Annotated in this window: 14 protein-coding genes; 5 read left to right on the forward strand and 9 right to left on the reverse strand. The window is 60.5% G+C overall.

All coding sequences use genetic code 11. The annotated features are described in order from the left end of the window. The 5 genes from V8J83_RS04490 to V8J83_RS04510 all read right to left on the reverse strand — a co-directional run bounded on the left by V8J83_RS04490 (position 1) and on the right by V8J83_RS04510 (position 4,631). A complete protein-coding gene (locus V8J83_RS04490) occupies positions 1 to 546 on the reverse strand; it encodes a TRAP transporter small permease (protein ID WP_339983888.1) in 546 nt (181 codons plus the stop codon). Positions 547 to 639: 93 nt separating this feature from the next. Further along, entirely contained in the window at positions 640 to 1,623 is a 984-nt protein-coding gene (locus V8J83_RS04495; protein ID WP_339983890.1) for a TRAP transporter substrate-binding protein, read from the reverse strand. A gap of 170 nt (positions 1,624 to 1,793) precedes the next feature. Continuing rightward, positions 1,794 to 2,270, reverse strand: a complete 477-nt coding sequence (locus V8J83_RS04500) for a redoxin domain-containing protein (RefSeq protein ID WP_339983892.1) — start codon at positions 2,268 to 2,270, stop codon at positions 1,794 to 1,796. An 86-nt stretch (positions 2,271 to 2,356) separates the two neighbouring features. Beyond that, on the reverse strand, positions 2,357 to 3,514 hold the full coding sequence (gene uxuA / locus V8J83_RS04505) for a mannonate dehydratase (protein WP_339983894.1): 1,158 nt from the start codon (positions 3,512 to 3,514) through the stop codon (positions 2,357 to 2,359). Between the two features lie 142 nt (positions 3,515 to 3,656). Next, positions 3,657 to 4,631, reverse strand: a complete 975-nt coding sequence (locus tag V8J83_RS04510) for a sugar kinase (RefSeq protein ID WP_339983896.1) — start codon at positions 4,629 to 4,631, stop codon at positions 3,657 to 3,659. Between the two features lie 62 nt (positions 4,632 to 4,693). Here V8J83_RS04510 and V8J83_RS04515 point away from each other — a divergent pair, with 62 nt between their 5' ends. Genes V8J83_RS04515 through V8J83_RS04535 form a run of 5 tightly spaced genes read left to right on the forward strand, consistent with a single transcriptional unit; the run spans position 4,694 to position 7,596 of the window. Beyond that, positions 4,694 to 5,005 carry a cupin domain-containing protein gene (locus tag V8J83_RS04515; protein ID WP_339983898.1) on the forward strand — a complete coding sequence of 104 codons (312 nt, stop codon included), beginning with the start codon at positions 4,694 to 4,696 and terminating at the stop codon, positions 5,003 to 5,005. A gap of 40 nt (positions 5,006 to 5,045) precedes the next feature. Then, positions 5,046 to 5,873 (forward strand): 5-dehydro-4-deoxy-D-glucuronate isomerase, encoded by an 828-nt coding sequence (kduI, locus tag V8J83_RS04520; RefSeq protein WP_339983900.1) that lies wholly within the window; start codon positions 5,046 to 5,048, stop codon positions 5,871 to 5,873. Continuing rightward, entirely contained in the window at positions 5,870 to 6,595 is a 726-nt protein-coding gene (gene kduD, locus V8J83_RS04525; protein ID WP_339983902.1) for a 2-dehydro-3-deoxy-D-gluconate 5-dehydrogenase KduD, read from the forward strand. Before kduI ends, kduD begins: the two co-directional genes overlap by 4 nt. 10 nt (positions 6,596 to 6,605) lie before the next feature. After that, entirely contained in the window at positions 6,606 to 7,052 is a 447-nt protein-coding gene (locus tag V8J83_RS04530; RefSeq protein ID WP_339983904.1) for a GNAT family N-acetyltransferase, read from the forward strand. Continuing rightward, on the forward strand, positions 7,045 to 7,596 hold the full coding sequence (locus tag V8J83_RS04535; RefSeq protein ID WP_339983906.1) for a GNAT family N-acetyltransferase: 552 nt from the start codon (positions 7,045 to 7,047) through the stop codon (positions 7,594 to 7,596). Before V8J83_RS04530 ends, V8J83_RS04535 begins: the two co-directional genes overlap by 8 nt. Before the next feature lie 59 nt (positions 7,597 to 7,655). Here V8J83_RS04535 and V8J83_RS04540 read toward each other — a convergent pair whose 3' ends face one another. The 4 genes from V8J83_RS04540 to V8J83_RS04555 form a co-directional block, all read right to left on the reverse strand. Further along, positions 7,656 to 8,399: an SDR family NAD(P)-dependent oxidoreductase gene (locus V8J83_RS04540; protein ID WP_339983908.1), complete on the reverse strand. Its 744-nt coding sequence runs from the start codon at positions 8,397 to 8,399 to the stop codon at positions 7,656 to 7,658. Between the two features lie 33 nt (positions 8,400 to 8,432). After that, a complete protein-coding gene (locus V8J83_RS04545; RefSeq protein WP_339983910.1) occupies positions 8,433 to 10,757 on the reverse strand; it encodes a DUF4962 domain-containing protein in 2,325 nt (774 codons plus the stop codon). 75 nt (positions 10,758 to 10,832) lie between these two features. Then, positions 10,833 to 12,398 carry a type 2 periplasmic-binding domain-containing protein gene (locus V8J83_RS04550; RefSeq protein ID WP_339983911.1) on the reverse strand — a complete coding sequence of 522 codons (1,566 nt, stop codon included), beginning with the start codon at positions 12,396 to 12,398 and terminating at the stop codon, positions 10,833 to 10,835. A 29-nt stretch (positions 12,399 to 12,427) separates the two neighbouring features. Beyond that, positions 12,428 to 13,309, reverse strand: a complete 882-nt coding sequence (locus V8J83_RS04555) for a carbohydrate ABC transporter permease (protein ID WP_339983913.1) — start codon at positions 13,307 to 13,309, stop codon at positions 12,428 to 12,430. Between the last annotated feature and the right edge of the window lie 9 nt (positions 13,310 to 13,318).

Consider the following 13,318-nt stretch of genomic DNA (forward strand, 5'->3'; position numbering starts at 1 on the left):
TCAGCTCTCCGTGGCGTCAGAAGGCGCGCTGTCGGGCAGAGGCTGCCAGCGTGAGAAGGAAATCGTGCGCAGGATCGCACGAATGGCGCAAATTCCGAACGTCAAGGCGCCGCAGGTTGTGATGGCAAGCGTGCGGTAGCTTTCGGGAATATCGAGCATCGGCAGAAGACTGTCCCAGCCAAATTGCACCAGCTTGATCCCCGCCAAAAGCATCACGAACCCGAACACGGCCAGCATCACGTCAATTGCGATGATGATGATCTTTTGCAAACCTGTCGGCAGCATGTCGCGGAACAGGGTCACGCCAAGATGTGTCTCGTCCTTCATCCCCGATACGGCGCCCAGGAACACGATGTAGCAAATCAGGAGGAGCGCGAGTTGTTCAACCCATGTCGGCGTCTCATTCAGGACATAGCGTCCGAAAACGAGCCATCCGAATGTGACCACAAGAACGACAACGGCGAGCGATGCAATCAATGCGCAGATCTTGCCGACCCAGTCGAGCATCACCTCGACCCAACCGCTTGGGGGTAACTGATCGCACATATTTGTTCCGCGATTGGTTTTTTTTGGACGGGTGTGAGAGGAGGCCCATGTCACAGCGCAACACGGGCCTCCCGATCCTTGGTCGAGCGTGGATTATTCCGCGCCGCGGATCAGATCGATGATACCCGCCATGTCCGGGTTGTCTGCCAGGAAGGCTTCATAGACCGGCGCCATGGCATCCTGGAACGGACCCTTGTCCTCGATCGTGTTGACGATCGTGCCGCCGGCTTCCACGACCTCCATCGAGGCCGCTTCACGGGCCTGCCACAGCTCACGCTGCATCTCGGCGCTGGCGCGACCTGCGGCCATGACGATTTCCTGATGCTCGGGCGACAGGGAGTCCCAGGCACTCAGGCTCATGCAAAGGCATTCGGGGATGATCAGGTGCTCGGTCAGCGAATAATACTGCGCAACCTCGAAGTGGCTGGTGGATTCGTAGGACGGCGGGTTGTTCTCGGCCCCATCGACAACGCCGGTCTGGATCGATTGGTACACCTCGGCAAACGCCATCGGTGTTGCGTTGCCGTCCATCGCCTCGACCATCATGACGAACAAATTGTTGTTCATCACGCGGATCTTCAGGCCTTCGACGTCCGCAGGCGTGTTGATCGGGCGAATCGAGTTGTAGAACGACCGTGCACCGGCATCGTACCAACCCAGCGGCACGATACCGCGCTCGCGCATGCCTTCACCGATGGCTTCGCCCACAGCGCCGTCCATCAGCTCGTACATCTGTGGGATGGAGCTGAAAATGAAGGGAAGCGAGACGATGTTGGTTTCAGGCACGGAGGTGCCCATTTGCCCCAGCGAGAAAACACCGAAGTCGAGGGCGCCGAGGCGGACTTGTTCAATCGCATCGGGCTGGCTGCCCAGAACACCGTTGTGGAACACAGTGCCGGTCACTTCACCGCCGGTGGCTTCGGTCACTTCGGCAATGAAGGACTCCATGGCGATGGATACGGGGTAGTCCTCGACGTGGATGTTCCAGCCGCGCAGGTCCTGCGCCGAGGCCGAGGAGGCCGCAACCGCGAGGCACCCTGCAATGACGGCGCTGCTGAGTGTGAAAGTTCGTGACATGTGATCCTCCCAGATCTTTTGTGATCGCGCCGCTTCCCTGGGCCTCAGACCCCCCTCTCGCGGACTGGAATACTAGTATCTTCACAGCTAGGGCGAGTCAATCATCTCGCGTGCCCCGCCCAACAAACGTCCTCGACTGGCCCCGCGCGCGACACGCCCCCAAGCGAGGTTTAGACCGTGCCGCGTGGCGGGCGGTCATTGTTTTTCGTGAAGATCATCCCGTCGAGCAATTCGCCCAGATCGGGGCGCGCCGAGGGGCCGTTTGAAATGGCGATCAAGAGCACGCTGCCATCGGGCCGGATAACAAATGTCCCGGGCTCGGCAAAGCGGCGGTCGGTCTCGGACGAAGACAGTGGCTCGGTCACATATAGGCCAAGCGTGCCCATCTGCGCCTCAGACAAGCCATATCCCAGATCAAAACCCCACCCGAATTCATTTTGGTCGGCCTTGGCTTTTTCTTCCGGATCGGCAGAGACGACCGCGACATCGAAGCCGGCCTTAGCCCATTGTGCCCGCATCCCATCAAGGATGTTGAGGTATTTCTTACACCGCGGGCAATGCTTGCCGCGATACACCACCAGAAGCGTCCAATTCTCCCTTGTGCCACCGAGGTTCAAGGCTCCGCCTCCCAGTTTGGGAAATGACATGGCTTCCAGAACGGTTCCGGACACGAGTTTTGGCGTTGGCATATCGACGGCTTTCTGTTGTTGCGATTTTAGTTACGGAAGCCCGGTCAGGTGTTTCGGTTCAGGGCGGCGACCACGCCGCGCAGTTCCGCTAACCCACGCATCCGACCGATCAGCGGGTAGCCCGGATGGCTCTGCCGCTCGACGTCGGCAAGCAGGTCATGCCCGTGATCGGGTCGAAACGGGATCGGGGTCTTGCGCCGCGCCTCGACCTGCAGCAGTGCATCAATGACGGCGACCATATCGGTGTCACCGCCCAGATGCGTCGCCTCTTCGAACGAGCCGTCGGGATCGCGGCGTACGTTGCGCAAATGCGCGAAGTGGATGCGGTCGCCAAACTGGCGCGCCATGTCGGGAAGGTCGTTTACCGGATTCGCACCAAGCGAACCGGTACAAAGCGTCAGGCCATTCTCGGGCGCATCGACGGCATCGAAGACCGATTGAATGTCCTGCGCGTTCGAGACGATCCGCGGCAGGCCCAAGATGTCTTGTGGTGGGTCATCGGGATGGATGCAGAACACCATGCCAAGCTCCTGCGCGGTCGGGATGACCTCCTCGAGAAACCGCTTGAGGTTGGCGCGCAGATCCGCACGGGTCAGGCCATTGTAGGCGCGCAAGGCGGTGCGCAACTCAGCGATATCGAACCGGTCATATGCGCCCGGCAGGCCCGACATGATTGCGTTGAGCAATTGCGCCTGCGCCTCCGGCCCTGCCGCCTCGTACCAAGCCTTGGCCTTTTCCAGAACCTCCGGCGCGTAGTCGTCTTCGGCTCCGTCGCGGTTGACCATGAAGACTTCGAACGCGGCCATTTTCGACGCTTCGAACCGCAGACAGGTGCCTCCACGCGCAACCGGCGCGGCAAGGTCGGTCCGGGTCCAATCGAGAAGCGGCATGAAGTTGTAGCATACCGTGCGTATTCCGTTGGCGGCAAGGTTCGCCATGGATTGCCGATAATTCGCAAAAAGTGGGCCTAGACCCTCTTCGCCGCGCTTGATCGCCTCGTGCACGGGCAGGCTTTCGACGACGTCCCAAGTGAAGCCCGCGGCCTTGATCATGTCGTTGCGCGCGGCGATGGCATCTGCCTTCCAGACCTCACCGTATGGCACCTCGTGGAGCGCCGTTACGATCCCAACCGCGCCCGTCTGCGCCACTTCCGCCAAGCTTATCGTGTCGAGCGGACCAAACCAACGCCAGGTTTCCCTCATACCCGGCCGGCCACATTGCAGAAAAACCGGGGATCGCAGAGTTGAGCCATGTCCATATGCGCACTTTCGATTGCGGGCTTCTGTTTCGGTTGTTCGACCACGCTAACACCGACATCCTTCCAATGCCCATGCCGCTTGGAGATCATGCGTCCGAAGGGGCCAGCGCGACCAACGCGCCTTTCTGGCCGATGACCTGTCGTGCGACATCGCATCCAAGCGCTATCGCATCATTTATGGACGCGTGCCGCGACAGGCCTGCGAGAAGGCCCGCGTTGAAGCTGTCGCCCGCGCTGGTTGTATCCACGACCACCTCTGCCGGACGTGGTGTCGCCTGACCTGTGTGTCCGTTATGGACGAAATGCAAGGTGTCAGAGGCGTTCTTGACCACGACGCTCCCTGCCCCGGCTGCGAGATACCTTTCGGTCGTGGCAACGATGTTTGCGTCGCCAAAATGCAGCGCTTCTTCATCGGAGGAGGGCAGGATCATATCGCTGACCCCGGCACCTGCCATAACCGCGTCCCGCATCTGCGCTACGTCTTGCCACAGCTTGGGCCGCAGGTTGGGATCGAACACCACGGTTTTGCCCGCATGGCGGGCGGTGTCGATGCTCTGCAGAAAGGCGGGCCGCGAATGGGCCTCAAGAATAGCCAGCGTTATGCCCGAAAAGAACACCACATCCGCATCGGCAATGGCGTCCGCCACCTGCGCAGGGGGCTCTGAGAGCCGCTTCGCCGCGGATTGCCCGCGCCAATAGGCAAAGCTACGCTCCCCCTCGGACAGGGATATCATGTAGAGGCCAACAGTGCGCTCCGGATCACGCTGGATATGCCCGGTCTCAATCCCCGCGCCTGCCATCATGGCAAGCATATCGTCGGAGACCTTATCCCGCCCAACGCGGCTTACATAACGACATGTCCAGTCCGGGCAGAGGTGTCGCAGATACCAAAGCGTGTTCAACGTATCTCCTGCAAAAGATTGCTGAAATTGGCCCGCCGTTTGCAGCGGCGCCATTTCGACCATGCATTCCCCAATGGAGGCAATGCACAGCGGCGCGCCGGTCGGGCCCGAGAGAAGCGGCTTTGAAAGGCGGGTGGGCATCGCAGAATCAACTTTCATTCAGCCAACTGGTATACTATCATACCAGATAGCGAAAGTGGTCACCCAAAAAGAAGGCGCGCATGTCACAGTTTCCGATCATTGAAGCAAGTGAGCACGTAACACGGCAAGTGCTGTCTGATCACTCCGATCTGATGGTGGTGGCCTTTGCATTCGGCGCAGAAGGGGCGGAGGGCGCGTTGCACAGCCACCCCCATGTCCAGTCCACCTATGTTGAAAGCGGCCGATTCCGGTTCACTATGAATGGCGACGCATTCGAAGTCGGGCCCGGTGACAGTTTCGTCATCCCGTCCGATGTCGTACACGGGTGCGTTTGCCTTGAACCCGGGCGCCTTGTGGATTGCTTCACCCCACGCCGGGACGACTTCCTCTGACACGTCCGGCCCCTGCTTACTCCTTCTAAAGAGAGATAAAATGACCCTGAAGACCGAAACCCGTTATGCCATAGATCCCACGACCGCGAAGTCGATGGACACCGATGGGCTCCGCTCTCATTTCCACAAGGATGGGCTATTCGCAGAGGGTGAGATCAACCTTGTCTACACGCATTACGACCGGTTCATCCTTGGATCTGCGGTGCCCGGTTCGGGGACGCTGACGCTTGATCATGTGGCCGAGACCGGGACGCCAAGCTTCCTCGACCGCCGTGAGATGGGCGTTTTGAACATCGGCGAAACCGGGCAGGTTCAGGTCGGCGGGGAGACCCACGAGCTCGCCAATGGAGAGCTGCTTTACATCGGCATGGGCGCGGGGCCTGTCACGTTTTCAGGTGCGGGCCGGTTCTACCTGACGTCGTCGCCCGCCCACCGCGCCTGCCCCACCAAGTTGATCACATTGTCGGACGCGCGGCGCGTTGAATTGGGCTCGCGCGACACGGCAAACGAGCGTGTCATCATCCAGTTCCTGCACCCCGAGGTCTGCGACACCTGCCAATTGCTGATGGGTTACACGCAGTTTCAGCCTGGCTCCTTGTGGAACACGATGCCTGCGCATTTGCACGACCGGCGGATGGAAGCCTACCTCTATTTCGACGTGCCCGAGGACGCGCGCGTCTTCCACTTCATGGGCAAGCCCGAGGAAACCCGTCACCTCGTCATGGCCAACGAGGAAGCCGTCATTTCGCCGCCATGGTCAATCCATTGCGGCGCTGGCACGGCGGCCTACACGTTCTGTTGGGCGATGGCCGGGGACAATGTCGATTTCGCCGATATGGACATGGTTGGCATGGACGAACTGAGATGAGCCCGTTCTCCCTTGCGGGTCAGACGGCCCTTATAACCGGTGCCAATACCGGGATCGGGCAAGCGATTGCTCGGGCCATGGGCCGCGCAGGTGCCCATGTGATCTGCGCCGGGCGCTCGTCGTGTGACGAAACCGTCGGTCAGATCGCCAGCGCCGAGGCCCTGCACCTCGATTTCGCCAACCCGATGGCGGCGCAGGGCGTTTTTGCGGACCGGCAGGTGGATATCCTCGTCAACAACGCGGGCATCATCCGGCGCGACGATAGCGTGGATTTCACCGAATCCGATTGGGATGATGTCATGGACGTCAACCTGAAGGCTGCGTTCTTCACCTGTCAGGCGTTCGCCAAGGCCGCCCTGCCCCGTGGTGCCGGCAAGATCGTCAACATCGCCTCGCTGCTGTCGTTTCAGGGCGGCATCCGGGTGCCAAGCTACACCGCGTCGAAACATGGTCTGGCGGGGCTCACGAAGATCCTGTGCAACGAATGGGCTGCGAAGGGCATCAACGTCAACGCCATCGCGCCGGGCTATATCGAGACCAACAACACCCAAGCTCTGCGCGCGGATCCGGAACGGAACAAGGCCATCCTTGATCGCATCCCGGCGGGGCGTTGGGGCAAGGCAGATGATATCGCGGAAACCGCAGTGTTCCTTGCGTCTCCGGCGGCCAATTACATCCACGGTGCGGTGCTTAACGTCGACGGCGGATGGCTGGCCCGCTAGGGTCGCGTGCATGATCCGGCCCGCAACCATCGACGATGTCCCGGCCATCGCTGTCATCAATCGGCTGGCGAGGGACAAGGCAATGCCGTGGTTGCCGGTGCTGCATTCGCTTGAAGGGGACACAAGGTTCTTCACCCGTGTCGTGGCCGAGCAAAGCTTCGCCGTGGCAGAGGTTGATGGCGACCCGGTCGGGTTTTGCGCCGTCCAGGACGGGTGGATCGAACAGCTCTACATTCATCCCGATCATCAGCGGCAAGGGTTGGGATCGTCCCTCATCGCTTGGGCGCAGGACGGCGCGCAGGCGTTGCAATTGTGGGCCTTCGAACAAAACCACGCCGCCCAAGCCTTTTACGCCAAGCACGGGTTTGTTGAGGCCGAGCGCACCGACGGGCGCAACAATGCCGAAAAGACTCCGGATGTGCGCATGACCTGGACGCGCTGGACCAGCGATGGCTGACGTGCAACTCACGATCCGCCATGAGGCGCCCGAAGATCACACCGCCGTTCATGCGCTCACCCTTGCGGCGTTCGACGGCGACGCGGGCTTGCCCGAGCTCGTCGAAAACCTTCGCCGTGCCGAGGCCCCTTTTCCCACGCTGTCGCTTGTCGCGACCTATGCGGACAACGTGCCCGTCGGGCATGCAATGCTGTCGCACGCCTGGCTGGACGGGCCTGAGCGGTTGATCGACGCCCTGATCCTGTCTCCCCTGGCCGTGGAACCGGACCACCAAAGGCGTGGCATCGGCACGGCGTTGATCAAGGCCGCTCTGACCGCCGCCGACGCCCGGGGGTCGCCATTTGTGATCCTTGAAGGCAGCCCGACCTACTATGGCGCGCGTGGGTTCGAGCCTGCCGGGGCGCTCGGGATACGGCGCCCGTCTTTGCGCATTCCCGAGCGTGCCTTCCAGGTGGCCCGCCTGTCGGCCTATAACCCGTCGATGACAGGCACGTTCGTCTACAAAGACGTGCATTGGCAGGGCGGCGTGGGGCTTTATCGCTAGCGTCATTCGACGCGAATGATTTGCTCAATACGCCAAGGTCACCTGCCCCGTTGCACGGATCAGCTGAACAACATCCCGCCGTTGATGTCGATGTTGGTGCCGGTCATGAACGCGCTGTCATCGCAGGCCAGGAACAGCACAAGATTGGCAACATCCATCGGCACGCCCTGGCGCTTCACGGGGGCTGCCGCCTCGAACGCGCGGCGTCCGGCGTCCGGGGTATGGATGTTGTGGAAATCCGTATCGATCATGCCCGGGCACAGGCCGTTGACGCGCACATCCGGCCCAAGCTCTTTCGCGAGGCCGCGCGTCATGGTCATCACCGCCCCTTTCGACGAGGCATAGGCGATTGATCCCGGGCCACCACCATCGCGCGCCGCCTGACTGGCGATGTTAACGATCGCGCCAGCGTTCATATGGGGTCCGACGGCCTTGATCATCAAAAACGTGCTGGTAAGGTTCAACGTCATCACGTCATTCCAATGCTCCAACGACATGTCCGCAATGGTTTTGCGCGCGATGAGGCCGCCGGAATTGTTTACCAAAACGTCGATGCCGCCGAATTCCGCCAAGGTTGCATCCACAAGCGCGTCCACGCCCGCCTGCGTGGTCAGATCGCCCTGCACTGCGATGGCGTTGCCGCCGGCGGCCTTGATCTCGGCCACGGTCTCATCGGCGCCGGTTGAACTGGCGAAATAGTTGATCGCGACATTGGCCCCTTCGGAGGCGAGATGAATCGCGCAGGCCCGCCCGATATCGCGCCCACCGCCGGTGATGATTGCCGATTTGCCCGCAAGTTTCATGAGGGAATTCCTTTTCGTGGATTGCAGAGTTGGCTAATTTCCAACGTCGAATGTCTTAGGCACGATCACCTTGAAGCTTTGGTCGTCGGCATCGGTGAAGTAGAGATCGCAGTCATAGCCTTGATCGTCCAGGAAACTGAACACCCGGCGTGGCGCGTTTACGGGATACGGTACCAAGAGCGTGGCGATGCGGTGGCGCGTGGCCTTGGGAAACCGCGCCGTGAGACAGGTGCTGACCGGCAGGCCTTCGAATTCGGCCGGGTCCACGCCGGGAAAGCCGGTATGCTGGCTCAGCGTGGGTTGGCCCGCCTCGGACCACAGGAACTTACCGTAGAACCCTGCGCGTTCCCCAGCATAGCGGAAGGTGCTTTCGCCCAATGCCATCGGCGCATTGGCATGCAGCAGCCAATCGATTTCCACCGGGTCGGAGGCGTCGATATTGTCGACGATCACGAAATACTGGTTGCGGACGAAATAAACATCGCGGGTCACGGATGTGACCTCGGGCGACAGGGAGGCGTAGGCGGCGGTCGCGTCGCCTTGGATAAAGACGTGATCCTCGCGCGCCTCGGCCACGTTGATTTGCCCAGAGGACGCCATGGCCATGACCTTGTCACCGCCCGCATATTGGCCTTTCCCATTGATCAGAATACCATTTTTCGACACAGTTTGCCGTCGGAATGCCTGATGCATGGTGGAATTGAAGGCGACGTAATGGCCCGCCTGGATCGCCAGATCCTCGCCAAATCCCGCGAGGCAAAACGCATTCTGGTCGCCGTGGCTGTGGCTGACAGAGCCGAACGGAGAGGATTTCATCACGAACTGGATGTGGTTTTCGGGGTCCTGCATCCGGTGCTGGATCGCGACCCATCCGATGCCACGGAACCAACGCAGTTGATCGTCATCGGCGGGAGGCACGGCCTCGATCACCGGGAAGTCGGTGCGATAGACCAGCTCGTCGAAATTGAAATCCCACCAGCCCCAATTGTAGAACGCTTTCTCGGTGCCCGGGTTCGCGCGCTTGATCTCGTCGTAATACCATTGGTAGGCGCCGTTGCCCGTGACGCCCGCATATTGGCGCAGGTTGTAGCCGACCTTGACCGAGGGCAGATCACCCATCGTCGCATCGTCGCCAAAGGTCGCGCGGCAGGTGTTGGGCGCCTTGGTATAAAGCGGAAAATCGCCCGTGCGCTGAAAGAACGGGCGCTGATAGAGGTCGATGCCGGAGTACCCTTTCAAAAGGTTCGCCGCATCAATCAGATAGGCCATCCCCGTCATCCAGTAGTGCGGGCCTTCCGCCCATCCGCCATCCGCGTCCCCCCACGGCGAATAGACGGTTGACAGGAATTCGACCGAATAATGCAGCCAATCCTCGGCCTCGGGCGCGTCGTCAAGAAGGGATATGCACGACGGGATCAACACGGCGGAGACGGCACGAACGGCGTGGCTGTCGAACGGAAATAGCTGAATGTTGGCGTTCTTGATGATGTGATCGGCGGTCTCGCGGGTGCGGGTGAGCAGAGCCGCGCGCACAGTTTCCTGCTCTGCCTCCGTCAGCTCGTCGAACAACCAATCATAGCCCCAGGCCAGCGCAAGGTTCACGCGAAACGCCCATTCGTCGGTATAGGCGCGGGACGTGGTACCGGCGGGGTTCCATGAGGCCGCCTCCAGCAGCCACGCCTTGGCATGGTCAAGCATGGCCTGATCGCGTGTCACCTGCCCGCCCACCGCGAGGTGGCGGATGGCGTAGAGCAATTCTTGGCAATCGATATAGGTCTGACGCCAGATCGGCGCGGTGCGCTTGTGGCCGGGGTAGCCGGCGGGCTCCTGCATCGGCGCGCGCTCCATCCAAGGGCGCGCGGACTTCTCGTAGAAGATGTTCCAGGTGTGCGTCGTCGGTTCTTTCGCAACCTCCTTGCGGAAGGAATCGAGGCGATCGGGCGTCAGCCACAGGCGCGGATGCGCGCGGGTGGTCTTGGCGAACCTATCGGCGCGCGAGGGCAACGGGGTCTTGTGCAAATCTTCGGTGATGGTGAAGCTGCGTGAGGAACTCCAAGCGGTGACGGGCGCCCCCTTTTGGTCGCAGACGGCATAGGACCAATGGTGCTCCCCCTCGGGCAGCACGACATCAGGCGTGTAGAAATTCAACGGAATGTTTGGGAAGGTCAGCGTCGATTTGGCCGGATACGTCGGGTCGGACGAAATCCGCAGCACGAAACGGGCCTCGTCTTCGATCACCGGCAACCATGTAAACCGTGGTGGGTTTTCCACAACCGGGCTGTGCGCGTCAGGCGCGTATTGGATCGTAAGACGGCCCGTCTTCGGCTCGTCCAGCATGGGGGCGGTCTTGGCCGTCATCCGAACTCTTTCAGGTGGAAAAGGGCAACGTGTGCGGCCCGCGCCGGGGCCGCACACCGGATCATTCAAGCGTGATTAGCCGTACTGACGGGCATAGGCCGCGTTCATCACTTCGATGACGTCCTGATAGCCCATGCTGTTGAGCGTCTCGATATAGGCGTCCCAATCCTCGTTCACGTCGCCCGAGCCCAGGATCCAGGCCTGGTTGCGCTCAAGCATGTACGTGCGGATGGAGGGCCAATACCGGTCGAACACCGCCTGCTCTTCCTGGTTGAAGGCAACGCCGAGGAACTGATCGACCAACAGGTCGTTCGCCCCATAAAGCTCGATCCCTTCACGGGCGGCCTCGGACGTCCACTGCCACTCATAGGCGTAATCCTGCGGGTACCCGCGGAAGATCTGCGCACCTTCCAGATACATCTGGCTGTTCACGGCCTGATCCGAATTCAACACTGCATCGGTGAAGACGGGCTCACCATCAACCATGTTCCATGTGCGGCCCTCGACGCCGAAATTGGCCAGATTGCGGCCTTCCTCGGTGAACCAGAAATCGAAATACTGGATCGTCTCGACAACGTTTTCGTTGGTGAAGCTGATGGCCCAACCATCGGGTTTGATGGGAATGCGACGATGCTCGGCCATGCGCACACCACCGGCGGAGGCGGGCGGCAGGAACGGGATGAAGTTGAAGCCGGGAACCGTTTCGGCCAGCGCATTGTTGTAGCCGGAGGTCGAGGCGAACCAATCGTGGGTCACGCCGCCGAGGTTCTCGGACAACAGGAAGTCACGCGCTGAAGATCCACGCGTGAAGATCTCAGGGTCGATCAGACCCTCTTCGTACCACTGCGCGATGTTCGAGATGCCCACACGATACGCGTCCTGTGCATAAGGGTGCGCGATCTGGCCTTCATCGGTGATGTAGAAATCGTGGTACGTGTCCGAGCCCGATGAACGCGCATCCCACAAGGTGAGCAGCCGGTTCACTTCTTCCCACTGGCGGGCAAAGAACGGAACCTCGTCGGCCACACCATTGCCATTGGGATCGTTGTCACGGAATGCGACCAACACTTCGTAAAGCTCGTCAACGTTCTGCGGCTGCTCCAGCTCCAGCGCATCAAGCCAATCTTGGCGGATGAACCACGCACGGCCAAACTCGCCATCGGGCAGATAGGGGATATAGTAATAATTCCCGTCATAGGCCGAGATCGCCGCCTGCAGGTCCGGGTTCTCGTCCCAGAATGCCTGAATGTTGGGGGCATGCTCACGGACGAGGTCGTTGAGCGGCAGGAACGCGCCCTCGGGGCCGAACTGGTTGACGGGCTGCTTGATCAGGTGCCCACCGACGATGTCGGGCATGTCGCCCATCGCCAGAAGCAGGTTCATCGCTTCGGTCGCTTCGGTCGAGTTGCTGCCCGCGGTCGCGTCAACCAGGGAGATCCCGGTCAACCGGCGCGCTTCCAGTTCGACGGGGTAAATCTCGCTTACCTCACCGCCGACACCATAGCCCTGGGCGCGCGGCCAGTGCATGTGGATCGTCAGTTCGAGCGGCTCCTCCACGATCATCAAATGGCCATCAGCCAGGACCGGGCTGCTGAGCGCCGTTGTTGCAAGGATGGCCGAAGCCAATGTCACTTTACGCATATTATTCCTCCCTTATGCGGTCGTTTGGGTTACTCTTTGACGCCGCCCAACATGATGCCCTTGCTGAAATATTTCTGCAGGAACGGGTAGATGAGCAGGATGGGGATGATCGAACAGACAATGATCGCGGCACTGACGGTCTCGAACGAATAACTGGCCTGAAGCAACGAAGTTGAGAATTCCTCATCATCGCTGAGTTCAAGGATGACGTGGCGCAGGTAGACCTGCAGGGGAATTTTGTCCTCGTCCTGCAACAGCACCATGGCCCAGAAAAAGCCATTCCAACGCGACACGATGCAAAACAGTGCAACGGTTGCGATCGCGGGCTTGGACAGAGGCATGTAGACCTTCCACAGCACCTGAAATTCATTGGCCCCGTCCATACGCGCGGCTTCCTCGAAGCTTTCTGGAATGCCTTCGAAAAAATTGCGCAGCAGGATGATGTTGAAGCCATTGACCGCGAAACCGATCATGATGCCGAAATAGCTGTCGAGCAGGCCCAGATCACGCATATTCAAGAAGAACGGGATCATGCCCGCGTGGAACCACATCGTGAACGCGACCATCAGGTTCCAGAAACGCCGTCCGTAAAGCTGTTTGCGCGACAGGGCATAGGCACCGGGGATGATGAACGCGAGGCTCATCAGCGTGCCGCCGATCGTGTAGATGAACGTGTTGCCGTAGCTGACCCAGAACATCCGCTCCGACAGGACCTGTCCATAGGCCTCGAGCGTGAAGCCCACAGGCGTCAACACGACGCTGCCGGCGCGGGCGGCGAAGCCCGAGCTCATGGACAGGGACGCGATGTAAATGAACGGATAAAGCGCCGAGATCGTGAAAATCGCGATCAGGAACATGTTGAGAAACACGAAGGCTCGATCACCGCGCGAATAGAGGTTCATGTTGGCCATGGCGCGCGC

Source organism: Gymnodinialimonas ulvae, from assembly GCF_037543845.1.
Classification (GTDB): domain Bacteria; phylum Pseudomonadota; class Alphaproteobacteria; order Rhodobacterales; family Rhodobacteraceae; genus Gymnodinialimonas; species Gymnodinialimonas ulvae.